Consider the following 24,299-nt stretch of genomic DNA (forward strand, 5'->3'; position numbering starts at 1 on the left):
CTACCAGAGAACTACATAGAATTTCGGATCCATAACCTAGTGGAATTAAAATCAGTATGGCATAGGTATTTAAAATTACAGTGTAAATTCACACTTACTTAATTCAAAACTATAGAAACTTGTCATTTTAATAAACACCATCAACAAAATAATCGTATTTTTACTGATATCGACGCTCTCATTCGCTCCACAAACAACTTATGCTGCGTAGCCGTCAGCTACCAACTACCATAGAATTACAGAAATTGTTGGAGGTCTTGCCTCATGACCGCCCCCCTGCTAGAGTGCCAGAATTATATCAACGGTCAATGGGTTGCCGCATCAGGTGAAACTTTAGAAAGCCGCAATCCCTCTGATTGGCGAGACATAGTAGCAACTTTTCCCCGTTCCAGCGCTGCTGATGTCGATGCAGCCGTAGTAGCTGCCCGTAAAGCCTTTAAATCTTGGCGACTCGTACCTGCTCCCGCCCGTGCCGAAATAATTTATCGTGTTGGAGAATTATTGCTCCAACACAAAGAGAAACTCGCTCAACTCATTAGCAGGGAAATGGGTAAACCCCTGACAGAAGCCCGAGGAGACGTGCAAGAAGGCATTGATTGCGCCCTCTACATGGCAGGAGAAGGACGAAGGATGTTTGGGCAAACTACCCCTTCAGAAATGCCCAATAAGTTCGCGATGACAATGCGGATACCTGTAGGAGTTTGCGCCCTCATCACTCCCTGGAATTTTCCTGTGGCTATTCCTTGCTGGAAAGCTTTTCCTGCTTTGATTTGCGGTAATACAGTCATTCTCAAGCCAGCGGAAGATACTCCAACTTGCGTTCATTATCTCAGCCAGTTATTTCACAAAGCAGGCTTACCAAATGGCGTTGTTAATATCGTGCATGGTTTGGGAGAAGAGACAGGACGGGCGTTAGTCGAACATCCTGACGTAAATTTGGTGTCGTTTACCGGATCTTCGGAAACGGGGGCTGAAGTGGGTTCTGTTTGCGGACGCACTCACAAGCGTTCCTGCTTGGAAATGGGAGGTAAGAATGCTCAAATCGTGATGGCAGATGCCGACTTGCACCTAGCATTAGATGGGGCTGTTTGGGGCGCTTTTGGCACTAGCGGACAGCGTTGTACTGCTACGAGTCGGCTGATCCTCCACCGCGATATTAAGGAAGAGTTTACTAACTCGTTGTTAGAAAGAGTTCATCAGTTACGATTAGGTCTTGGTACAGATCCGCAAACTGAAGTGGGACCGCTGATTAATTCTGCCCAATTGCAAAGAGTGAACCATTATTTAGAAATTGCCCGTGCTGAGGGAACAAAAGTATTAACTGGTGGGGAGATAGCTAATACGGAAAATCTCATACATGGCTTTTTCTTTCAACCAACAATATTAGATAAAGTCACGCCAGAGATGCGCGTGGCGAAAGAAGAAATTTTTGGTCCTGTGGTGGGGCTAATAGAAGTCGGTTCTTTTGAAGAGGCGATCGCAATTCTCAACAACACCCCATACGGTTTATCTTCTTCGGTTTATACCCGCGATGTCAATTTGGCGTTTCAGGCAATGCGCGATATTGAAGCTGGAATTACTTATATTAACGGTCCTACAATTGGGGCAGAAGTCCATTTGCCTTTTGGTGGTATGAAACAGACGGGAAACGGGCATCGGGAGGTGGGAACTGCGGCTTTAGATGTGTTTACAGAATGGAAAACTGTTTATGTAGATTATTCTGGGAGTTTGCAACGCGCCCAAATTGATAATCGCGATTGAGCAAGTCAAAAGTTAAAAGTTAAAAGTTAAAAGTGATGCGATTGTCAAACTTTTAGCGATTGACTAATGTTAGCGAACCTAAATTTACTGTATTTTTAACATTCTGGCTAATCTATTGCGTGCTGCTGCTTGTAAATCGATGATTTTGTCTGTTTCATCGACAATTTCGCCTGTCAGGATTTCTAATACGTCTTCGAGAGTGACAACACCGGAAACCGTGCCATATTCATCGACTACGACGACAAGGTGATTGCGGCTTTTTTGAAATGCTCTCAACAAGCGATCGGCATGAATTGTTTCTGGCACAAATCGAACTTTACGAGTGAATTCAGCAATTTTACGCTCGCGCTTTCCTTCTACCATTGCTGTTAGAAGTTCGTCTTTTAAAGTAACTCCAATAACTCGATCTAATGAATCTTCTATAACAATAATTCGCGTGTGCTGAGAATTAATTATGTCCACTCTGCTTGCAGCTAAAGTCAAATCACCTCGTAAGTAAGTTAAAGCTGTTCTAGGAGTCATTAAATCGGCAGCCGTGAGGTCGTTTAGCATAAACACTCTCTGAATCATTTCGGCTTCATCATCTTCAATAATTCCCTCTTGATAGCCAATCTTGGCTAGTAGCATGATTTCCGATTCATTTGTAGTCGGCAGTTTTTCTTTGCGGGTAAAAGGTGCTGTGACTTTCTCCATAATCCAAACTAAGGGAGTGAAAATAAAAGTCAGTGCAGTCACAGGTAGAGCAGCAAGGAGCGCTAATCTTTGAGAATATCGTTCGCCTAAAGTTTTGGGAATAATTTCACCAAAGATGATGATGAGAAAAGTCAAAAGTCCAGAAAAAACTCCTAATAAAGTGTTACCTAAAACCGTCTCGGCAATGCGGGCGATCGCAATACTACCAACAATATTAAAAATATTATTTAGAACCACGATTGTCGCGATCGGGCGATTCATGCGATCGCGAATTGCTAGTAGTGCGACTGCGGCAGGATTTTTTGACTGTGCTAGCTGTCTGGCTTTAAGTGTAGAAACAGAAAATAAAGCAGCTTCTACGCTAGAACAGAGGGCAGAACCAGAAATGACAATCAGTACGGCAGCAACTAAGGCAAGCATGGCAGAATTGAGAACTCAGAATTCATCATTATTAATTTAGAAGTCATCGTAGAGGTATCGGGCTTATGGTGTATTTTTTGTCAAAAAGGAGACAGAAGATAAAATCAGTTGTCAGTTATCAGTTATCAGTGAAAAGTGGTAGTTGGTAGTTATTCCCCCTTGTCCCCCTTGTCCCCCTTGTCCTTTCTATGCTAAGTATCCCAACTAAACGCCCTCTGCCGCTTGTGCCTCAGTTAGTGACTTCCTTACCTGGTCCCCGCGCTCAAGTATTGGTAGAACGCGATCGCGCTGTTACTTCTCCTTCCTATACCCGTGGCTATCCGCTTGTGGTTGCCCGTGGTGAAGGCTGTATGGTGGAAGATGTCGATGGTAACGTATTTTTAGATCTAACCGCAGGTATTGCCGTAGCATCGACTGGACACGCTCATCCTGAAGTTGTAGCAGCAGTTCAAGCACAAGCTGCCAATTTGCTACATATGTCGGGAACTGATTTTTACTACGAGTCGATGGTGGAGTTGGCGGAAAATTTAGCAACTCGCGCCCCTTTTTTGATTCCGGCAAAAGTCTTTTTTAGCAATTCTGGGGCTGAGTCTAACGAGGGGGCGTTGAAACTTGCTCGTTACTATACCAGACGTTCTCAAGTTGTTGCTTTCTTGGGTGCATTCCACGGACGTACTTACGGGGCAATGTCGCTGACGGGTTCTAAAGCCTTGCAACGACAGCACTTCGGTCCTCTATTACCAGGAGTGACTCACATTCCCTATGGTACTCATGCAGCGTTAGACTATTTAGAATCAAAGCTTTTTCCTACCGTTCTGCCTCCAGAAGATATTGCAGCAATTTTTGTCGAACCGATTCAAGGGGAAGGCGGCTATATCGTACCCGAAGATGGTTTTTTAAAACGAATTCGGCAGATTTGCGATCGCCACGGTATTTTGATGGTTGTCGATGAAGTGCAAGCGGGGATGGGGCGGACTGGGCGCTTATTTGCGATCGAGCATTGGGGTGTAGTGCCGGATATTATTACTTTGGCAAAAGGCATTGCTAGCGGTCTACCTTTGGGCGCAATTTTAGCGCGATCGCACCTGATGACTTGGCAACCTGGCTCTCACGCTACGACATTTGGAGGTAATCCCGTGGCTTGTGCGGCGGCTAACGCGACTTTACGGTTGTTGGAAGGTGGTTTGATTGAAAATGCTCAAAACATGGGCAACTTATTGATGTCCGGGCTTACGGAGCTGTCACAGCAATTTTCTTGGATCTCCCCTCCACGCGGTAAAGGACTGATGGTAGCAGTTGATGTCTTGGATGCAGATGGTAAGTTAGATTCAGAGCGACGCGATCGCATTATCGATCTGGCTTTTTTAAAGGGTTTGTTACTCTTAGGTTGTGGCAAAGCAGCAATTCGTTTTTGTCCGCCATTAGTTATTGACAGCGCTCAAATTCAAGTTGCCCTGCAAATCCTTAAAGATATATTAGTGGAAGCAAGCGATCGCTAGTAGGGTGGGCAATGCCCACATCCGATAAAAATGTCTATTTTTTTCAAATAATTATAGAGTCATAAATCAAGCTAGGAGTTCTAAATGTTTACTACTAATGAAACAGTCAACAGTCCTCCTATAGAAACATTATTAGCGGAAAAGCGAGTCGCATTCTATCATATTGATTGGCGATCGTATGAAAAAATTTTAGAGGCTTTGGGTGAGCGTCGCGCTGCTAGAATTACTTATTATCAAGGGACTCTAGAAATTGTAACTCCTTTAGAAGAACATGAAAGCGCTCACGATCGCTTAGGCATTTTAATTCATATTTTGACAGAAGAACTGAATTTAAATATCAAAAGTATGGCTTCAACTACACTAAAAATACCTACCTTAAAAATTGGTGCAGAACCAGATAAGTGCTACTACATTCAAAACGAGCCTGCTGTTCGAGGTAAGAGAGTAGATTTATCTATCGATCCACCTCCCGATCTAATTTTAGAAGTAGATATTACTCACACAGATATTAATAAGAATCAACTTTATCAAGAAATGCAAGTGCCTGAGTTCTGGCGCTACAATGGCAAAATTTTAACGATTTACCTTTTAGAGCGAGATCGATATCGGGAATCTGAAACCAGTCCTACATTTCCTTCGTTAACTAAATCAATAATTTACGAATTCTTAGCTCAATGCCATACTCAAGGCGAAGCCCAAACTAAACGTGCTTTCCGTGCCAAGCTAAGAGAGCAATTTATGACACAAGAAGATTCATGACCGAAATTAATTTAATTTCAGAATACAAATGCTTTGACGGGACGCAGGGTTTTTATAGCCATCGTTCCCAAACTTGCAATATCGAAATGCGATTTGCAGTTTATCAACCACCTCAAGCGCGATCGCAAGCCGTTCCCGTCCTCTATTTTCTCTCTGGCTTAACCTGCACTGAAGAAAATTTTATCACCAAAGCCGGAGCGCAAAGGTATGCTGCCGAGTATGGGTTAATCCTAGTAGTTCCCGATACGAGTCCCCGCAATACGGGAATCGCAGGAGAAGATAAAGACTGGGATTTCGGTACGGGTGCGGGTTTTTACGTGAATGCAACAGAGGAACCGTGGCGATCGCACTATCAGATGTATAGTTATGTAGTGAAAGAATTACCCGCGTTAATTGCCGCACATTTTCCCGTCCAAGTCGAACGACAAGGAATCTTCGGTCATTCTATGGGCGGACATGGGGCGTTAGTTTGTGCTTTACGCAATCCCGAACTCTTTAAATCTGTTTCTGCTTTTGCACCAATTGCTGCGCCAATGCAGTGTGCTTGGGGACAAAAGGCTTTGACAAATTATTTGGGAACCAAGCGGGAAACTTGGCGAAATTACGATGCAAGTGAATTGATACTCAGTAGTAAATACACTTCTCCCATCCTAATCGATCAAGGTACAGCAGATAAGTTTTTAAGTCAACAGTTGATGCCAGAGGTATTTGAACGAGCTTGCGATCGGGTTAAACAACCTTTAACTTTGCGCTTTCAGGAAGGTTACGACCACAGTTATTACTTTATTGCTACCTTTGTGGGGGATCATATTCGCCACCACGCTGCGGTTTTGTGTCAATGAAATATGTTGCTCGATTCTTAGAAGGGCGGGTTTGCGGGAAATTGCAGTTGGCAGTAAAGCTTTTTGGTGAACCCGCCCCTACAACGATCTGGATCTAATTTACCGCTTCGATCTGCTTTACCTCTTTTTCCTGTAGCAATAAACCTGTTAAATGAATAATAGATAGAACGATCGCGCCACCGGAAAGCAGGTAACTGTGAATGGTAAACAGGTGTTGAACTGTGACAGTATTTACCGCGCCGCCACCCGTAAGAATATTACGAAGCTGAGAACCAATCGCTGGAAGTGCTTCAATCGTACCTAACTCAATTGTGAATCGCCAGTAACCAATTTGCGTCCAATCAAGTAATATTGCCGTCCAGCTTAAACCGATCGCGGTGAGTGTTAGTAAAATACCGCTAATCCAGGCAGTTATCCAGCTTGGGCGAAATCTTTCTCCTAAAAACATGACAACAATTTCAACTAAGGAGACACCGATTAAGCCATTACCAGCAAGAGAGTGAATCCGTCTGATTAACCAACCGTTAGGGATCTGAGTTGCGATCGCCCTGAGAGAATTATATGCTCCCCCTGCTGTTGGTTCGTAGTAAAATGCCAGTAAAATTCCTGTCAGTGCGGCGATCGAGCTTAAAGTCAACATCACTACAGCCAGAATTGTAGCCAGTCGTCGCAGTACAAAAGCGTAATAGCCATCTTTCATGACTGAACCCTGCTTTTGATGAAAGTTCTTTGAGTATTTTTACCTTAGTATGAATTTTTATGACTAAAATGTCAATCAGGTATCAGTTACTAGTAACTGGTGGCTAGTGGCTAGAAAAGAGTCTAGTCATCAACCACCAGCTACTCACAAATGACAAATGACAAATGACAAATGACTAACTATTGAGAAACTCTCGCATATACTCATTGACTAATTCGGGTTTTTCCTGTTGTACCCAGTGACTAGCATCTGGGATGTATCTCACTTGGAATGGATTTACGTAAGTAGCAGTGCCATAACTCAGTTCCCTACCCAAAGCTGTATCTTTTTCACCCCAAATCATCAATGTTGGTACGTTGAGTACACCCCAATTTGGGTTAGTCATACCTTGTTGCAACATATTGCGATAATAATTGAGGGCTGCTGTTAATGCTCCACGCTTAGCTGCCGCATTTTTGTAAGCCTCAATATCTTCGGGAGTAAAAGCGCTCTTATTCACAGCCATACCTTTAAAGCCATTTTCAATTGCTTGGTAATCTCCTGCTTGGAGCAGCATTTCTGGTAAGACAGGAAGCTGAAATAGAAACATATAAGAACTTTTCAGCAATTGTTGCGGTGTGCGGAAACCCTCAGCAAATTTGGCAGGATGGGGTATATTCAGTACGATCAGCCGTTCTACCATTTCTGGGTGAGCGTAGGCAAAACTCCACGCGATCGCTCCTCCCCAGTCGTGTCCGACTAAAATACACTTGTCGTATCCCAGTCCCTTAATGACACCCTCAATATCTTTGATAAACTCAGCCATGACATAAGCTGATTGCGCTTTTGGTTTGTCGCTGTCGTTATATCCCCGCAAGTCTAATGCTACGACTTTGTAATCTTTGGCAAACTCAGGGATTTGATGTCGCCAAGAGTACCAAAACTCAGGAAAGCCGTGTAACATCAACATCAACGAACCTTCACCTTGGGTGACGTAGTGCAGCCTCAGCCCGTTACTGATAATGTATTCGTGTTGCCAAGTACCTTCTAGTACGGACATAGCAATCGCTCCTCAAATCTTCACTTCTGACTTCTGAGTTCCGACTTCTGACTTCGTTATGACCTTATTCTATCCGCGTCGGCAAAAGCAGTTACAAAGCTTAGTCAATAAACTGGGAATCTCGACCTCAGCTCAAATTAATTGGCAATTGCTAGACTTAGCATTGACCCATCCTACTGTCTCAGCTCAAGCAAACTACGAACAATTAGAATTTGTCGGAGATGCAGTTGTGAGACTCGTAGCAGCTGAAGTCTTATGGGAAACTTACCCTGAATGTCCGGTAGGAGAATTTGCCGCAATTCGGTCAGTTTTGGTCAGCGATCGCATTTTGGCGCAACTAGCCACAGAATACGGCTTAGAACTCTATCTGCTTGTTTCTAACAGTGCTTCTACCGATAAAGCGGGACGAGAATCGCGCCTAGCAGATGCTTTTGAAGCTGTTCTCGGCGCTCTTTATCTCAGCACCCGCACCCAAGAACTCGTGCGTCCTTGGCTCGATCCGCACTTCAAGCAACTAGCAGCAGAAATTCGCTCCGATCCGGCGAGACTAAACTACAAAGCTGCACTGCAAGAATGGACTCAGGCACATTTTAAGGTTTTACCAGAATATCGCGTCCAAGAGTCACCCCAACCCCGTAGCGCCACAGCACGGTTTTCAGCCGAAGTCTGGCTTCAAGGTAAATGCTTAGGTGAAGGTACGGGACGTTCCATCAAAGCAGCCGAACAAGCTGCGGCTCAAGTTGCTTTTATTTCAGTGACCAGTGACCAGTAAACAGTGACCAGTAAACAGTGAGCAGTTAATTCACGACTTACGACTTATACCAATTCTGTTTATCATTGCACTAAATTCGATCCCCCTAGCCCCCCTTATCAAGGGGGGTTGGGGGGATCTTTTGTGGCGTATTTTTAAAGAAATGGTATTACGACTTACGACTTACGACTTATCTAACAACATTTCTGGCAACCGCTTCACTACTCTTTGGAAGGGCGCTGTATTATCTAATCCTCTGGTTAAGACGAGAGAGCCTTGAATTTGGATAATAGCGTCTTCTGCTTTTTGGCGGGCAAGTGTTGGCTCGATACCTGCTTCTACTAAAACTTCAGCTAAAATATCGATCCAGTTCTTCAGCGCTTGCTGAATTTGAATGTTAAATAAATCCTTGGCTTCTCCCAAAGACAGCACGGCTAATATACACATTTGTTCGCCGCCGCAATACAACCGATCTACATTCTCGCTCATTTTCTCCAGGCGATCGCGAGGCGTACCCGCACCTTTTAAGGGAACAAAAATATTCGCTTTCATCCATTCATCAACAAAGTCAAGTACGGCTTGTGCCATCTCTTCTTTGCCATTAGGAAAGTAGTGGTAGAGACTGGCTTTACCCAAACCCGTCGCTTTGGACAATCGCGATAGGGTTGTTCCTTCATAACCATACTGCCGAAAGACTTTTAAGATTTGGGCGATCGCTTCTGCTTTGGACATTTACACAGATGAAAATTTTTGATTCTCCTTGACATTGTACTGAACGATCGGTACAAAAAATTCGGGCAAGAATTCAGAAGTAATGGAGAAGAACTGATGATGCAGCTATATGACTTTGTATTATCGGGAAACTGTCATAAAGTCAGGCTGTTGCTGTCGATGTTGAACTTAGATTATGAGTCAGTACCCGTCAACTTAAAGGCAGGAGAACACAAAACCGAACGATTTCTGCAACTCAACCCTTGCGGACAAGTACCAGTTTTGGCGGATGGTGATGTAATATTACGAGATTCCCAAGCTATTTTAGTTTACCTAGCCCGATGCTATGGCGGCGAAGATTGGTTCCCTCTAGAGCCTGAAGCGATCGCAAAAATTATGCAGTGGTTATCTTTTGCCGCGAATGAGATTGCCAATAGTCTAGCGGCGGCGAGGAGATATTTTATTTTTCAAGGACAACTCGATATAGATTTAACTCAACAGAAAGCTCATCAAGTATTGCAGCTCCTCGATCGCCATTTAACAAATAACCAGTGGTTGGAATGCAGTCATCCTACAATAGCCGATCTTGCCTGCTTCCCCTATGTCGGACTAGCCGCAGACGCAAAAGTTGCTTTAGATAACTATCCTCACGTTATTGCCTGGTGCGATCGCATCAAGCAACTTCCAGGTTATGTCAGTATGCCAGGACTGTAAGTCAAAAATCAAAAGTTAAAAGTCAAAATTGTGACACTCATTATGCAGAGTGTTTTGGTTTCAGACATTTTGTCAACTATATGCGTAACATATCAACTTATCATGCCGGGGAATTAGCAGTTCAGGCACAAGCGGGAGTGCAGACAGAAGCAGCACGTTTAACCAAAATTATTGGTGCAAATATCAGTTTAATAGCAAGAGACTTTCTAGACACGCAAAGACTAGCGATCGCTAGTACTGTTGGTAAAGATGGTATTTGGGCATCGCTGCTAATAGAGAAACCTGGTTTTATAGAAGTTGTAGCAGAACAACTAGTTCGGATTCAAACAACAGTCAATCCTAGCGATCCTCTGCTAGAAAACCTATTAATACATGATGACATTGGTATTCTGGCGATCGATTTAGCGACTCGGCGGCGCTTGCGGATTAATGGCAAAGCGATGGTTCAGCCAAATGGATATATTGACGTGCGTACACAGCAAGTCTACTTTAACTGCCCCAAATACATTCAAGTACGAGATTTAGTAGCTAATAGCGATCGCCAAGAAGCGATACCCGAAGTTTATGGTTACACAGCCTTGACTCCGGCACAACAGCAATCGATTACTCAAGCAGACACATTTTTCATCGCTAGCTTCCATCCCCAAAGTGGTGCTGATGCATCTCATCGGGGAGGATATCCAGGTTTCGTACAAGTGTTAAACGCAACTGAATTAGTATTTCCCGATTATACGGGCAATAATATGTTCAATACTCTTGGTAACATTGCCCAGTATTCTCAAATCGGCTTACTGTTCGTTGATTTTGTCTATGGACATACCTTACAACTAACTGGCACAGCCAATATTATCTGGGATACAAATCGCATAGCACAATTTATCGGTGCAGAACGCTTAGTAGAATTTCAAATCGAGCGCGTCATAGAAACGATAAATGCAACTAATCTACGCTGGGAATTTGCAGAATACTCGCCGTACAATCCAAAATAGTTGTCAGTGACTAGTGGCTGGTGGCTAGTAGTAAATAGGGTGCGTGGTGAGTGAATCGCTTCTAACTTCTGACTTTTGACTTATCAATTACCAACTACCAACTACCAATTACCATCCATCACTTCACCACCTGGGAGCTATGCAAACGTGGATCGTCAGTCTCAGAGGATGGAGTGACATTTGCTTCGTATTTGGAGACTTTACCGCTAGCGGAAGTGTAAGGCAAGGGGGCATCATTTAATAACGCATCTAAGTTACTTGCCATAATACTGCGCGGTTGTTCTCCGATCGCCTGTGCGATCGCCTCTCCTTGTTTACCTAGATACACGAAATGGGGAATCCCGTCAACTCGATATTTCAGAATCTCTGGCAACCACTTGCTGTTATCCACATTCAGCATGACAAAGTTTACCTTTCCGGCGTACTCTTGTTCTAGCTGAGCAATATCTGGAACCATTTTCTGACATACCGTACACCAGTCAGCATAAAACTCCATCAGCGTTGGCTTGCTGTTGCTCAAAGCCACTTCTAGCGGTGTCGAGCGATCGCTTAATGTTGCTAGAGTCACTGCACCCGTTTGAGTCCGTAAGCCGAGGAATAAGACGACGCTGAGAGCGATCGCAACTAAAACTACAATTAAATTTCTAACCCGCTTTCCTACCGTTAACTCAGTAGGCTCAATTGGAGGATCTGGATTATTCATACGCATGAATTTTTATGAAAACTTAATTAACACCAGTTCTCATTTTAATCGAACAGTCATCAAAGGTTTTTGTTACAAAAGAAAGAGAAGACAGGAGAATTTGGTAGGAGGAAATACTTACTCCCTACTCCCTACTCCCTACTCCCTACTCCCTACTCCCTGCTCCCTAATGAAAAAAAGAGTTACGCTGACCTTCCCTCGTCGTGCCATACAAGTACCAGTGACATACAGACTGGCAAAAGATTTTAACGTTGCTGCTAATATTATCCGCGCTCAAGTTGCCCCTAATCAAGTTGGTACGTTAGTTGTAGAATTGTCAGGAGATATCGATCAACTCGATGCGGCGGTTGATTGGATGCGATCGCAAAACATCAACGTCTCTTCGGCAATGGCTGAAATTACCATCGATCGCGAACTTTGCGTAGACTGCGGTTTGTGTACTGGAGTTTGTCCCACCGAAGCCTTAACTCTTAATTCTGCCACATTTGAACTGACATTCACGCGATCGCGCTGTATTGTCTGCGAACAATGCATTCCTACTTGTCCAACGCAAGCCATCTCAACAAACCTTTAATAAGTCGTAAGTCGTAAGTTATTGCTAACTACTTTTTTCTAGTACAATGTGGCATAAATAAGCAGACCATTAAATTGCCAAGACTTTGCCCTTATATGTTCACTTAAAAGGTTTAGCCGTTGTTTTGTTGAAGTCGTCAATAAAATTGAGAATTTGATTTTTCCAATCATCCACACTTTTGCAACTAGCGCGCTTCAGTAACTTGCGCTCCTATTAGTATGTTGCTGTCGATCTTCAGGTTGCCACCATTCCCACGACCGCCAGATGTGGTCGTGATATAACTGTTATTTGTCAATACCAAAGCTGGCGATCGCAGCTCGATATCCCCCTGACCGCCCTCAAAGGTTTGGGCGGTAATCCCGCCAAAATTATGCAATTTAATCCGGTTGGCAGCGATTTTAAGATTTCCGGCAGTTTGACTACCGTAGTTATGCCTCTGCCTACTGCTGGGTTTGTACTTTGATGCCCATAGCGTCTCTGTTGGCGGAAAAAAGAGGAATAGTACGAACGACCACAATGAGAATGAAAGTGAGAACGAACGACGGGGAAAAGCAGGTTGAGTCAATCGCGATCGCTCTTTGCTACTCCAAACAGTAACTATGCCAACTAGTAAGGCAATGAATGTCAGTAAAGGGAGCAACATAAAACCTCCTGATAGTAGAAATACTCGATCTCGTCCTGTCATGCATACGTTAGCAACTACAGCAAGTAACGGCAATATTTCTTAACCATTACAGAAAATTGTTACAACTCTAAACAAGGCTCTTAGTTTGCTTTGGCGATCGCCCGGTGCTAGAAATGTTGCTCGAAGCTAGATAGGAAATAAGCTTGAGCTGTACTACGGTTTCACTAGGAAGTGTCAGAAATATGAGACAGATGTAGAACGCGCGCTCAATTATGATTCTCAAACATCAACTTGGGGGAAGCTTGGCAAACTCAAGTTGGAGTTTCTATAAAGTCTCAGAAGACACTATTTTTTAAATTTCAGTTCAATGACTGCGAACATTAGCTGCGTTGCTAGGTAAATATTCTAGTTATTTTTATCACAATGAAACTTGAGATTTATCTCTTTCCTTAGTTAGAGGATTGAGCTTTGAAGAGTAGTTATCTTATTTGTTACTTTATTGTCGCCTTTTCATACCCGCCAGCGATATAACCCTGGCGGGTATGAAAAGGCGACAATTAGCTTAATATTAGATTGACACTACTTTTGCGCCGAACTCAGTTAAGGGTTAATGATGCCGAAGTAGAGAGCAGCAATAAAAACGAGAATTGCTAGAGTCACTATGCTGAGAGTGATACGAAACTTGGTATTAGGCAGTTGCTCGCTGGTTAGTACGCTATCTGCTTGTACCTGAGTTATCGGTTCAGATTTCGAGTCAGGATTAATGTGAGAAGTTGTGTCGTTTGCTAAAGCAGGAGGGGTTTTCGATGCCGGATCTGGGCGCGCAGTTTCGCGGTTATCGATTTCGGGAGCTGTATTCTTGGGAGAATCGGGGGTTTCTGTGTTTGGTGTTTGGTTATCTGGCGATCGCATGATTGTTTAGTTGTTTTTTAATAACACATGTATTGCCATAGTTTCAAATATTGATTAGTGACTGCATCTTTCTATAGAACCAGCTGATTGAAAAATGGTTCTATCAAAGGAGTTAGCTCGATCTAAAGTTTAGTTGTAACGCTAAATACAATACCAACTCCTCGCTGTTTGTACGCCTTCGCTGCCGCGCGAAACAACAGATCTATTTGTAAGCTTAGAATACCAGCAATTTTCTCAATCCGTCTGTAACTTGGCTGAAGCCTTAGCAAAGTGAGATGGTCGCTTCGCGAATCGCCAAAAGCATCGCTATCTTTTGTATTAAAAAATACAATTTTTTTCTTAACCTAAAATATATCTTCAGTCTAGGTAAAACAGACTGAAAGGATGAAGCTGTAATACTTAGAGTTTTTCATCATAAGAGATGAAAAGGTGCTTCAATAATTTCACTAAAAGAATAGAAATCTATGTTCGGCATTGGAGAGTATGTGCTTCATCAAAAGACAGGGCACATCGGTAAAGTCATCGGTTACGGACACGAAATACTTAATGGTGTTTATATAACGACATTGAAAGTTTTAGTAGATTACGCTGAAACTTCTGGAAAGCGAGGAGTTGTAGAAGAGGACTTGTATTCATCCTGGGTAAAGTGGATAAGGTCTTAACGCTTCTACATAAGAGGTAAGCACAAGAGTTGGCTAAGCATTTATGGCGGAAATTTTCAATCTAGGCATGAGTGATGAGGAATACTTGCAACTGAATGCTCAAGGTAGAAATCCAGTGCAGGAACAGATTCTTATCAGGAACCTTATCCGCGCTGGAGTACCAGCAGCAGAAGCCAATCGAGTTGCACCATTACTGCAAAAATTAGTCCGTTCGCCTCAAGAGGAAATTTTGATTAAAAAGGTTTGGCAGCAAGTCAGAAGCCAATAAGTCGAGTCGCTTCGCTCCAGTTTACGCATTATGAATTCACGCATTAGTTTTTTGCAAATCTGGTCGTTCTTCTGCAAGAATTGCACCTTCTACCGGACATACTTGCAGACAAATACCGCAGTCAATGCAGCCAGTAAAGTCAATCCAGTTCCAATCAGTATCTTTGGCATTTTTGCCTGAGCCTGGATAAATACAGGCAACGGGGCAGGCATCAATGCAATCGGCAATACCTTCACAGGTATTGGCAATAATTGTATATCCCATAACATCTCCATTCAAAATACTTTTACCCAAGAGCTTTGAAGAGAAAATTTATGAATTGCTTTTGTGGAATCGCAAAAATCCCTACTAATATTTAGGTTTCTATAACTTTATTTTTTATCCTTCCATCTAGAGATAGAACGTAATAGTAAACCACTCTGTAATCATTAATACAAGAACGATTTGGGTTATGGCTACGTGTAGATTTAAGCGATTGATAATGACGTGCTAAATAAAATCGAAGTAGCGTGCCTGTGAATAAATATCATGCGATATACTTATAACAGTAGTGTAAATACTTATGTGTAAAAATACACGCAGTAATTAAGAGCTAAGAAACACAAGGTGTATTTTAAGCAACAACTTTTTGTTGAAAACATTATTTCTCTAGGTATATATCAATTACCTTTTAGTCTTTAAAAATTGAGACAGCAAAGGTAGAAATTCAGTTTCTTGTAAAATTTTGTAAATGAAGTTCGTCATGAATTGATAAACGAGGCTAGTGTTTTAAGAACGATCGAGGTAGCGAATATTTTTTGCAGAAAATGACATAAATTCTTCTAGTTCTAACTGGAGATACTTAAATAAAACGTCAAATAATACTTCTTCGACATTTAGTACTAGACAATTCTCGTTTTGTAGTTCATAAAACGATAAATTTTGAAAATTATTTTTGAATAAAAAGGTGGTTTGCGATCGTGTCTACTTCCTCTCAAGATGAGTATTCCAAGCAGAAAGACGATTTGTCTAATCTACGTTTTGAAGCTAAGGTTATGCGGCTTCGAGCGTGCAAAATGCGGATTGACTCTCTAATGATGCGTATTAGCGCAAGGGTTATACGCGAAAAAAATAAGAATTTAGTTGCTATCTATCAAGAACGGTTTGTCAAGTAATACTTATAGTTTAGCGATCGCCTCGATACACCCCAAATTTCAGCAATTCATCTAACTGCCGATATTGGGGCAGTCTGTTACCCTTGCCACAACTATATAAAACTTGACACTAAATAGCAGCCGTCAAAAGCTAGGATCGTTGTTACTCGCTAATTGTAATGATTAATTTCTAGTGTTGGATCGAGCTGTCTTCGTCAATTCATGACAATGAAAGATGAGCAAAAGACAAAAGAGCAACTAATTCGAGAGCTGGTCGCACTGCGTCAGCACTTGGTTGAGCTAGAAAGCGCTGCACGGGAACAGCAGGTAACGGAGATATTACAACAGCAAACTCAGCGAGAGCTATTGGTAGCGAGAATAGCGCAGCGCATTCGGCAAAGCTTGCAACTAGAGGCAGTGCTAAACACAACTGTAGTAGAAGTGCGGCAGTTGCTTCAAGCAGATCGAGTGTTTATTTACCGTTTTGAACCAGACTGGGGTGGAGTCGTAATAGTTGAATCTGTAGCGCCTGAATGGACATCAATTTTAGGTAGCAGACCTAAAGATCCGAGTTTTGCTCCAACTTACGTTGAATTATACAAAAAAGGTCGAGTGCAAGCGACGGCAGATATTTATGCGGGAGAACTAACCGAGTGCTATGTGGAGTTTTTGGCGAAGTTTCAAGTACAAGCAGACTTAGTAGTACCAATATTACAAGCAGAAGAGTTATGGGGACTGCTTGTCGTGAATCAATGTGCAGCACCACGACAATGGCAGCAATGGGAAATTGACTTGTTGCGACAATTAGCAACACAGTTGGCGATCGCACTTCAGCAAGCGGAGCTTTATCAACAGTTGCAAAGCGAACTAGAGGAACGGCAAAAGACGGAGAAGGAATTAAAACGCCAGCAACAACTTTTAGCACAGTCCAACAGCGACCTGCAACAATTTGCTTCTGTTGCTTCCCACGATTTACAGGAACCACTACGCAAGATTCAAGTTTTTGGCAATCAGCTTAAGGAGAAATTTAGCGAAGTACTGGGAGCGCAAGGGCGAGATTATATCGAGCGAATGCAAAGCGCTGTCGGTCGGATGCAAAGCTTGATTGATGACTTGCTCGTTTTTGCCCGGATTGCTACCAGAGCGCAGCCATTCGTAGCGACGGATCTAGAACAAGTGGTGCAAGAGGTACTGTCTGACTTGGAAGTGCGGTTGCAACAGACAGGAGGAAAAGTAGAAGTTGACAAGCTACCCACCATTGATGCTGACCCAGTACAAATGCGACAACTGTTTCAGAATCTCATCGGAAATGCGCTGAAATTTTATCGTCCTCAAACACCACCAGTAGTCAAGATTTATAGCCAACTGGTCGCTCCACTCCAGAGCGAAGCAGAGGACTTAGAAGATATCGCGGCGTGTCAAGTGATAGTGGCAGACAATGGAATTGGGTTTGAGCTAAAGTATCAGGAGCGAATTTTTCAGACATTTCAACGCCTACACGGTCGCAGTCAGTACGAAGGTACAGGCATGGGGTTAGCAATTTGCCGCAAGATTGCCGAACGGCATAGAGGTAGTATTACAGCTACAAGTACGGCGGGACAAGGAGCAACATTCATCATCACATTGCCAATGCAGCATCAACAGGTGCTACCAGATGAAGAGTTGCTGTAAAGTTTCCCAGCCTCTACGAAGGACGTGGGAAACTTTCTACCATAATTGCCGATCGCTTATCGCTTCATGACAAATTTAGGCAGGCGAAACGACTTGTTGTTTTCATTGTTGCTGCCAGCAAAGTAAGCCCAAGAACCAATAGCGGCAGCTAAGAGCCAACCGAGGATTAACACTGCTACTGGGAGCGCGATTGAATCTACCATGACACAACCTCCTTGAATTTGGGATTTACCGAGTTAGTTGTGTGCGCACACCATACCTTCTTAACAACGGGATCGAAGGACAGCAACATTTCTGAACAGAAAATTCTAAATTGTTACATATCTACGTTTGTCTCTCAGAGAATAACAGCCTCAACCGCAGTTTGGGGATCGCTACACAGTCGTTGCTGTTTTACTCAATCGTTGTGTTTTGAGTTTAAGTCAGCGATCGCAATTCTGAGAAATTGTCACTTGTCTGAATTTAGATTATGCGCTTTTTGCATAGCTCAGTTGCAAGAACTGTTTCGCTCGTACAGCAATTTTTGAGCGCGATCGTATCGTTAAGCGAACGTCGAGCGCTATCTCAGAAGAGTGTAAAGAAGAGAAAAATTTTTGTAGTGTGCGATTGCGATCGCAAAAATTTCGATAACATGTGTAGCAAACATGCAGTCCGATCAATTGACTCTCAAAGCTTTGATTGCTTATCTGTTGTCTTAGTACATAAAGAGGTACTGTAGGCTGGATGAAATTAGCCTAATAATGTAGTTGCGTCTATAGGAAATGCTCATGAGAGACATCAAAATAGACTTCTTGAGGTTTTTAGGTTTATCTCTGATTATTCTCGCTCACGTCGATCCACCAAGCTGGCTGGCTCAGCTCAGAAACTTTGATGTAGTTTTAATGGTCGTAGTTTCTGGACTAGCGTTTACACAATCCCGAAAAGTAGAATCTTATCAAAGTTATCTCTGGAAAAGAATTAAACGATTACTCTTTCCCGTTTGGCTTTTCTTATCTTTCTACTTTTTAGCGAATACTGGATTGTCACTCTTAGGAAAGACCGCGTTAATTCCTCCAGAAGTTGTATTAGATAGCTACACCCTGACAGAGGGAATTGGCTATGTTTGGATAATTCGAGTATTTCTTTTAGTCGCTCTAACAGCTCCTTTTATTTCAAGAGCGAATCAAATAGTCAAAAACCATAGAGTTTATTTCTCCCTTTTAATCTTTTCGTACTTACTCTATGAATTGCTTCTAGCTCTAACTTTGCCATACACAACTACCAATTTAGGAGAAAATGTGTCGTTGTTTGTCTATTATGGAATAGTATTTTCTTTGGTGTTCGCTATCGGCATTCGGATACCGCAATTGAGAAAAGAGCGATGTTTTATTTTAGCGGGATTTTTTCTCTTAACCTTTGCTGCTTTGGGAATAGTTTACTTTACTCAAAAGGGCGAATTGGTTACTACGCAAACCCATAAGTATCCACCTTCGGCGTATTATATTTCCTATGCTATAGGTATGACTATTTTAGCTTACCTGGTAGCAGATAAATTTATTCCAACGATCGGGAAGTTCAAAAAATTAGAATTTTGGATTTTATTTATTGCCCAGAATAGTATGTGGATATATCTCTGGCACATACCAATAGTTGAGTTTTTTGAGCAAAATAACACTTTTAACTTTTTAATTGAATATTTTGTCACCTACTCAGGGGCAACGCTCATTACATTCTTACAAGTTTCTGCTGTCAAAGAGAGGCTTTTACCGACTATCAATAAAGAATCCTTGAAAAAAGACTTAACAATTCTTTTGACGGGTTAAATAACAAATACTGTCAGGATTGAATGAAATATCTGGGCTGTAAGGGCGCACAGATGTGCGCTCCTATCGATGCCCAATACTTCTTGGTTAGAGTGCATAGTCCTTGGAGATCCCCCCAACCCCCTTAAAAAGGGGGCTATGATTTCCCCCTTTTTAAGGGGGGCTAGGGAGGATCGAATTTTAACCGAGATGTATTGATTCATGCCCGCAATTGAAAAGTGCTATAAGTAACACAAACAAGTCATACAAACTAGAACTAAAGTCATACATTTTCTTAAACGTATCTGTGGACAATTCGTTTGTATCTTTAATAAATATAAGCCTTTTGCCTACTTGCCATGACGACAAGTATTTTTTGTAAAACGTGCTGTTTTTAATACCACACAATACTTTGTAAACCAATTTAGTTAAGTAAGATTAAGATGATGAAATTTCAAATCGAACACAGAAGCTATTCTCTAAAATACCAGCGCTGCTATTTCTGTCAGCGAGATTTCGAGAGAAAAGAAGCAACAATAATTTTATGCAATGAATGTGGAGAAACCTGTGGCGAAGCTTGTCCGAATTGCATTGATAAGGGGTATACGTGGATGCAAAAACAATTTCATACAGCTAAGCTAGTCGGCAATCGATTTACCTAAACTGGAAATAGGAGCGCTTGTTGTCAGGCTAGACTGCTAGCACCTTTTGAGACTATGCAGATCGCCACGAACAGTGGTAGAAGTGCGATCGCTGTTAATATGACTGAGTGGTATGTATAGAATGATTAAGGGCTATAGCTATCTATTGGAATCATTTTGAACACATTTAGACATAACTGGGGCAGTAATGACCAAATCTCTCAACAACTCTCCGATTTACTGGAAAAGATCGGCATTGTCACAGGTACGAAAAGCCATAGCGCCACAACTTCTAAGTCCAGATTCGATGGTTGGTCTTTATCAGAACGCAACCCTGAAGCGATAAAAGCTTGGATGCCGATCTGGAAATGGTTTTACCATAACTATTTCCAAGTTCAAACCGATGGCTGGCATCATATCCCATCGACAGGTAAGGTGTTGCTGGTTGGTTCTCATAATGGGGGTTTGGCTTCCCCAGATACATCAATGTTTTTGTATGACTGGTTTAGTCGGTTTGGCTACGAACGATTAGCCTACGCCTTAATGCATCCCTCTGCTTGGCAAACGCCGATTTTCGCTCGACCAGGTTCCCAGGTTGGAGCAATTATAGCTCATCCAAAAATGGCTCGTGCGGCACTCTCAGAAGATGCAGCACTACTCGTTTACCCAGGCGGGGCAGAAGATTTGTTTCGTCCCTATGCAATGCGGAACCAAATTCATCTAGCAAATAATAAGGCGTTTATTAAGTTAGCTCTGATCGAATCAGCACCAATTGTACCGCTTGTCTCCCACGGCGCTCATGAAACTCTCATTATCTTGACCGATCTTTACTCGCAGGTGAAGCAGCTACAGGAGTGGGGTTTTCCCTTATCGCTTGACGGTAATACAGGTGTGTTTCCAATTTTTCTGGGGCTACCTTGGGGTGTTGGAATTGGTCCAATTCCCAATTTCCCATTTCCCGTGCAGATTCATACTCGCGTTTGTGCGCCAGTTGTATTCGAGCGTTACGGTCGTAGCGCCGCACGCGATCGCGACTATGTAGATGCTTGTTACGAAAGGGTTTGCAGCCACATGCAGGCAGAACTAGACGATCTGGTCGAGCGGAGTCACGGATAATTTGTGATGAAATTGTCTGGCTCAATTATTCGATCGCTTGGCGAATGTCTCAAACTCAACAGCGTCGTGACTACAAAAGAGGCGCACGTCTTTGTTGCGATCGAGCGACAGTGCGTGTAGCCGTTGTTGGTTGTAGATGCGGGCTTGGCGATCGACTTCCATCATCCACTGGTAGGCACGTAGACCGGGCGTACAGCGACGCTGGGGCGAACCCATCTCATGTCGATAAAAGTAGGCATCGCCTGCATGAAGCAGCCAGCCTTCGGGCGTGTCGATCGCAATCCCAGCATGACCCCGCGTGTGACCGACGAGCGGAATCATCAGGATTTCTGGTGGTAGTCCCTCAAGGTTGCGCACTGCCTCAAAGCCGAACCAAGGTTCACCCCCAGCAGAATAATACTTCCAGCTTTTGACCTCATCCCACTGATCGGGACGATAGCGTCGGCTGGCAATGAAACCGCGCCTTGACTGGGTAGCCTCAATCTCAGCCTGCATCACATGTACGGTTGCTTCGGGAAAATCTTCTAAACCGCCAGCATGGTCGAAATCGAGATGGGTTACTACAATATGGCGCACGTCATTTGCACTAAAACCGAGTTGTTCGAGCTGGTGGAGCGCTGTATATTTGCGATCGAATTGAATGTTATTAACTTGAATAAAGAACGGGCTAAGTCGCGAGTAAGGCGCTTCAAGATCGCGCTGACCAAAGCCAGTGTCGATCAGGACAAGTCCCTGTTCTGTCTCGACTAGCAGGCAATGGCAGACAAGACAAGCGTTCAGACCTCGGCTGAAGCCATCAAAGAGCGCTCCACCCAGCGGACACATACAACCGCAATTCAGATGATGAATATGCATAAATGCTCCCTCTCAGTACTTCCAAATTGGATTGACTAAGGTTCAAATGCTGCTAATGTCGCAATAAAATCAGTCGTTGACTCGTAGGGCAAGACATTGCGACCGGAAATCTTGACACCTTTGGCTTGAGGCAAACACTTAAGATAATCGGCTAATCGTCGATCTGGCGTATCCTGCTTATCTTTACTGATACTTGATGTTCGATCGCCCACAACAACTAATGTTGGTTGAGCGATCGCGGCGATCGCTGCTTGATAATTCTGTCGCCAGAAACCCGCTAAGAAGGAAAAGACTGCGTAACGGCTGGCAGGATTTGCCGCACCTTTGACCAACAGATCTAACCATTCACTATCGACGCGATCTCTACTAGCAAATAGCTGGCGGCTCGAGAAAGAACTCAAAAACTGCGGTCTTCGAGCATAAAAATAAAAAGCAGTGCCAAAGGGCGAATCTAGCAAATTCCATGTCAGTTTTTGCTGCCTCACCGGAGTTGGTTGAGTCATGAGTGCGATCGCTGGAGGGCTAGCCAATACCAATTTTTGGATGAGATTTGGTTGAGTTTGTAACCGGACGGTTTCAAGCGCTACAGGTAACAGCGCCCCTTGCACTACTAGGGTGACGGGTTTTTGGATGACTGTTTGCAGAAAATGTTGCAACTGCGCAGCCCAATCAGCAGGAGTGTAGGCGATATGTGGCATCTCGCTCTCACCGCAGCCGAGGAGGTCGGGATTGTAAATCGGATTATTGTGTCCGCCTTGATACCAAGCTTGACAGAAGCGATGCCAAAATCGACGCGATAAGCCCACACCAATCGGGTGAATCAGTAGCAAAGGAGTGCTATCTTGAGCTTCTGTGGGGTAGTGTTCGTAAGCGCAGCGGTAGTTTTTCCAAGTGTAAAACTCTGTATTTGGGATTATTATCTGGCTCATGACTCACACCTTTGCTTGCTGTAAATGCCAGTATTTGGCTAGCCGTCCATCTTTACCATATTGGGGTAACTTCACCGCATTTTGGTACAGAACTAGAGGAAGTTTTTCATTGTTAGGAAATCTGCCGTCATCTGCAAACAGCTGAACGAGGGGGTTTGAGCGCTGCAATACTGCATCTAGATGCGAATTGCTTGTAGTCATTGGTTTGTGCCAAAAGTACAAAGCAGTTCTACTATGCCTATAACTTTACTCCCACTACCTCCACCAGAGGTCAGGGTTCTTTGGATCGTTATTTTCTGGAATCGAGCTGGCGCGTTTTGAAGATATAAGTAACAACGGTTCAATTCTAAATTTAAATCTCTATGTTAAAGCTGGGGTGCATTTCTAAAACTGCACCCCTTATTATTTGCGAATTATAGCCCCCTTTTTCAACGGGAGTTGGGGGGATCGAGCCTTATCTAAATATTGAGTGCGATCGCCCCCCAGATCTTCCCCAACACACCGACTAATAAAAGTAACCCTAGAGTTAGTGGTCGTCAGCCTATTGAAGAAGTTACCGTTTTTAGAGAGGCAATCTAGCTCTCCAAGCCTCGTCTAGCACAATGAAGACACTCACAACACTTTTTAACGAAAGCCGCAGCGATCTACACTCAGACATTGAGAGAGCGACTAGCTTAGAGCAAGTAGTTAAGGTGGTGCAGAACCGACTTGATGAACTTGAAAGAAGTTATCTTGGCGAACTCAGTATCGCTCAGGTGCGTTTGGCTTCCTTTTTTTTAGAAGTGCTGCGGCAGTCTCTAAATACTCTGAGCGCGATCGATTCTACGCAAGCCTCTAGTATAGAACAGGGACAAATTGTTAGTCGAACTTCCAGGTTTTCTCCCAAAAACTTAATTTTAAAACTGTTGCAAGGACTCAGTTGTATCGGCATTTTAGGAGCGTTATTCTCATCGTATTCAAATTCTTCGCAAGCCTGGATTGCAATTTTGTTGCTCTTTCTGTTAGTCGGACTAGAAGTAGTATTTCAACTCAATGTCAGTCAAGAAAATCGCTTAGATTCTGCTATACTGAAAGACGTACTTCCGTCAAAAGTGCAGGTTGATAAATCTGCCATTTTAAATAGTTTAGGCGATGCCCTAAACTCTATCGATCTTGCCGTTGCAGCTTCGGAAACTAAGAAGACAATAGATGCTAGTGGCATAGAAGAATTGCCAGAACTTTTAAATTTTTTGCAAAGACTCAGTGGCGCGTCATTTCTAGATCGACCGCAAATGACGCTCGAACTCGTGAAACTTCTGCCACAAATTTTAATAGAGCAGGGAATTAGAATTCAGATGTATCGATCGCAGGACGAATCTAGCCGTCGCGAGTATTTTGACTTTGAGCCAAATATAGACCGCTCGGCTCAAGAATACATTACTATAACTCCTGCCTTATGGAAGGGCGATCGCCTGCTGCTACGCGGTCGAGTTATTGAGCCAGCTCGTTCTCTGACCGAAAATGAAAATATTGTGTCATCGTGAGTTGGTCTAAAGCTGCATTCAAATTCGA

26 protein-coding genes are annotated in these 24,299 nt (G+C 43.1%); 14 read left to right on the forward strand and 12 right to left on the reverse strand.

Translation table 11 applies throughout. The features are described 5' to 3' along the window. The first annotated feature begins 264 nt into the window (after positions 1–264). Positions 265–1,761 carry an aldehyde dehydrogenase family protein gene (locus H6G17_RS19120; protein WP_192159810.1) on the forward strand — a complete coding sequence of 499 codons (1,497 nt, stop codon included), beginning with the start codon at positions 265–267 and terminating at the stop codon, positions 1,759–1,761. A gap of 84 nt (positions 1,762–1,845) precedes the next feature. On the opposite strand, the gene H6G17_RS19125 is transcribed toward H6G17_RS19120, so the two are convergent. Beyond that, on the reverse strand, positions 1,846–2,874 hold the full coding sequence (locus tag H6G17_RS19125) for a hemolysin family protein (RefSeq protein ID WP_192159812.1): 1,029 nt from the start codon (positions 2,872–2,874) through the stop codon (positions 1,846–1,848). Positions 2,875–3,062: 188 nt separating this feature from the next. Between H6G17_RS19125 and H6G17_RS19130 the strand changes: the two genes are divergently transcribed. From H6G17_RS19130 to fghA, 3 genes are all read left to right on the forward strand, one after another. Next, positions 3,063–4,373, forward strand: a complete 1,311-nt coding sequence (locus H6G17_RS19130; protein WP_192159813.1) for an acetyl ornithine aminotransferase family protein — start codon at positions 3,063–3,065, stop codon at positions 4,371–4,373. 84 nt (positions 4,374–4,457) lie between these two features. Continuing rightward, a complete protein-coding gene (locus tag H6G17_RS19135; RefSeq protein WP_192159814.1) occupies positions 4,458–5,132 on the forward strand; it encodes a Uma2 family endonuclease in 675 nt (224 codons plus the stop codon). Next, a complete protein-coding gene (fghA, locus tag H6G17_RS19140; RefSeq protein WP_199316845.1) occupies positions 5,129–5,974 on the forward strand; it encodes an S-formylglutathione hydrolase in 846 nt (281 codons plus the stop codon). The genes H6G17_RS19135 and fghA overlap by 4 nt, the downstream gene beginning before the upstream one ends. Before the next feature lie 94 nt (positions 5,975–6,068). On the opposite strand, the gene H6G17_RS19145 is transcribed toward fghA, so the two are convergent. Beyond that, positions 6,069–6,674 (reverse strand): cytochrome b N-terminal domain-containing protein, encoded by a 606-nt coding sequence (locus H6G17_RS19145; RefSeq protein WP_192159815.1) that lies wholly within the window; start codon positions 6,672–6,674, stop codon positions 6,069–6,071. Positions 6,675–6,849: 175 nt separating this feature from the next. Further along, on the reverse strand, positions 6,850–7,713 hold the full coding sequence (locus H6G17_RS19150) for an alpha/beta hydrolase (protein WP_192159816.1): 864 nt from the start codon (positions 7,711–7,713) through the stop codon (positions 6,850–6,852). A 58-nt stretch (positions 7,714–7,771) separates the two neighbouring features. Between H6G17_RS19150 and rnc the strand changes: the two genes are divergently transcribed. After that, positions 7,772–8,485 (forward strand): ribonuclease III, encoded by a 714-nt coding sequence (rnc, locus tag H6G17_RS19155; RefSeq protein WP_192159817.1) that lies wholly within the window; start codon positions 7,772–7,774, stop codon positions 8,483–8,485. A 162-nt stretch (positions 8,486–8,647) separates the two neighbouring features. On the opposite strand, the gene H6G17_RS19160 is transcribed toward rnc, so the two are convergent. After that, complete coding sequence (locus H6G17_RS19160; RefSeq protein WP_192159818.1) at positions 8,648–9,196, reverse strand: TetR/AcrR family transcriptional regulator; 549 nt, start codon at positions 9,194–9,196, stop codon at positions 8,648–8,650. Between the two features lie 96 nt (positions 9,197–9,292). On the opposite strand from H6G17_RS19160, the gene H6G17_RS19165 reads away from it, so the two are divergent. Further along, the gene (locus tag H6G17_RS19165) at positions 9,293–9,889 is read left to right on the forward strand and encodes a glutathione S-transferase family protein (protein WP_192159819.1); all 597 of its coding nucleotides are present in this window, start codon (positions 9,293–9,295) and stop codon (positions 9,887–9,889) included. A gap of 80 nt (positions 9,890–9,969) precedes the next feature. Continuing rightward, entirely contained in the window at positions 9,970–10,878 is a 909-nt protein-coding gene (locus H6G17_RS19170) for a pyridoxamine 5'-phosphate oxidase family protein (protein WP_192159821.1), read from the forward strand. 118 nt (positions 10,879–10,996) lie between these two features. Here the strand turns inward: H6G17_RS19170 and H6G17_RS19175 are convergent, their stop codons facing one another. Next, positions 10,997–11,587 (reverse strand): thioredoxin family protein, encoded by a 591-nt coding sequence (locus H6G17_RS19175; RefSeq protein ID WP_192159823.1) that lies wholly within the window; start codon positions 11,585–11,587, stop codon positions 10,997–10,999. Between the two features lie 163 nt (positions 11,588–11,750). Here H6G17_RS19175 and H6G17_RS19180 point away from each other — a divergent pair, with 163 nt between their 5' ends. After that, positions 11,751–12,155 carry an NIL domain-containing protein gene (locus H6G17_RS19180; protein WP_015156053.1) on the forward strand — a complete coding sequence of 135 codons (405 nt, stop codon included), beginning with the start codon at positions 11,751–11,753 and terminating at the stop codon, positions 12,153–12,155. Positions 12,156–12,339: 184 nt separating this feature from the next. Here H6G17_RS19180 and H6G17_RS19185 read toward each other — a convergent pair whose 3' ends face one another. Both H6G17_RS19185 and H6G17_RS19190 read right to left on the reverse strand, forming a co-directional pair. Continuing rightward, positions 12,340–12,798 (reverse strand): hypothetical protein, encoded by a 459-nt coding sequence (locus H6G17_RS19185; RefSeq protein ID WP_192159825.1) that lies wholly within the window; start codon positions 12,796–12,798, stop codon positions 12,340–12,342. A 582-nt stretch (positions 12,799–13,380) separates the two neighbouring features. Then, entirely contained in the window at positions 13,381–13,692 is a 312-nt protein-coding gene (locus tag H6G17_RS19190) for a hypothetical protein (protein WP_192159827.1), read from the reverse strand. Positions 13,693–14,397: 705 nt separating this feature from the next. Between H6G17_RS19190 and H6G17_RS19195 the strand changes: the two genes are divergently transcribed. Further along, positions 14,398–14,622, forward strand: a complete 225-nt coding sequence (locus H6G17_RS19195) for a hypothetical protein (protein WP_192159829.1) — start codon at positions 14,398–14,400, stop codon at positions 14,620–14,622. A gap of 36 nt (positions 14,623–14,658) precedes the next feature. On the opposite strand, the gene H6G17_RS19200 is transcribed toward H6G17_RS19195, so the two are convergent. Next, a complete protein-coding gene (locus tag H6G17_RS19200; protein ID WP_192159831.1) occupies positions 14,659–14,886 on the reverse strand; it encodes a 4Fe-4S dicluster domain-containing protein in 228 nt (75 codons plus the stop codon). Between the two features lie 1,091 nt (positions 14,887–15,977). Here H6G17_RS19200 and H6G17_RS19205 point away from each other — a divergent pair. Then, positions 15,978–17,426: an ATP-binding protein gene (locus tag H6G17_RS19205; RefSeq protein WP_192159834.1), complete on the forward strand. Its 1,449-nt coding sequence runs from the start codon at positions 15,978–15,980 to the stop codon at positions 17,424–17,426. A gap of 56 nt (positions 17,427–17,482) precedes the next feature. Here H6G17_RS19205 and H6G17_RS19210 read toward each other — a convergent pair whose 3' ends face one another. Continuing rightward, positions 17,483–17,629 (reverse strand): hypothetical protein, encoded by a 147-nt coding sequence (locus tag H6G17_RS19210; RefSeq protein WP_192159836.1) that lies wholly within the window; start codon positions 17,627–17,629, stop codon positions 17,483–17,485. A gap of 564 nt (positions 17,630–18,193) precedes the next feature. Here H6G17_RS19210 and H6G17_RS19215 point away from each other — a divergent pair. From H6G17_RS19215 to H6G17_RS19225, 3 genes are all read left to right on the forward strand, one after another. Then, entirely contained in the window at positions 18,194–19,228 is a 1,035-nt protein-coding gene (locus H6G17_RS19215; protein ID WP_192159838.1) for an acyltransferase, read from the forward strand. 422 nt (positions 19,229–19,650) lie between these two features. Beyond that, positions 19,651–19,869, forward strand: coding sequence for a hypothetical protein (locus tag H6G17_RS19220; protein ID WP_192159840.1), 219 nt, complete (start codon positions 19,651–19,653; stop codon positions 19,867–19,869). 156 nt (positions 19,870–20,025) lie between these two features. Further along, positions 20,026–20,964, forward strand: coding sequence for a glycerol acyltransferase (locus tag H6G17_RS19225; protein WP_199316846.1), 939 nt, complete (start codon positions 20,026–20,028; stop codon positions 20,962–20,964). A gap of 21 nt (positions 20,965–20,985) precedes the next feature. On the opposite strand, the gene H6G17_RS19230 is transcribed toward H6G17_RS19225, so the two are convergent. Genes H6G17_RS19230 through H6G17_RS19240 form a run of 3 tightly spaced genes read right to left on the reverse strand, consistent with a single transcriptional unit; the run spans position 20,986 to position 22,949 of the window. Continuing rightward, entirely contained in the window at positions 20,986–21,819 is an 834-nt protein-coding gene (locus H6G17_RS19230; protein WP_192159842.1) for an MBL fold metallo-hydrolase, read from the reverse strand. A gap of 35 nt (positions 21,820–21,854) precedes the next feature. Then, positions 21,855–22,748, reverse strand: a complete 894-nt coding sequence (locus H6G17_RS19235) for an alpha/beta hydrolase (protein ID WP_192159844.1) — start codon at positions 22,746–22,748, stop codon at positions 21,855–21,857. Positions 22,749–22,751: 3 nt separating this feature from the next. Then, positions 22,752–22,949 (reverse strand): hypothetical protein, encoded by a 198-nt coding sequence (locus tag H6G17_RS19240; protein ID WP_192159846.1) that lies wholly within the window; start codon positions 22,947–22,949, stop codon positions 22,752–22,754. 401 nt (positions 22,950–23,350) lie between these two features. Here H6G17_RS19240 and H6G17_RS19245 point away from each other — a divergent pair, with 401 nt between their 5' ends. Next, positions 23,351–24,271 carry a hypothetical protein gene (locus tag H6G17_RS19245; protein ID WP_192159848.1) on the forward strand — a complete coding sequence of 307 codons (921 nt, stop codon included), beginning with the start codon at positions 23,351–23,353 and terminating at the stop codon, positions 24,269–24,271. Positions 24,272–24,299: the final 28 nt, after the last annotated feature.

Origin of the sequence: Chroococcidiopsis sp. [FACHB-1243] (assembly GCF_014696895.1) — a bacterium.
Classification (GTDB): Bacteria; Cyanobacteriota; Cyanobacteriia; order Cyanobacteriales; family Chroococcidiopsidaceae; genus Chroococcidiopsis.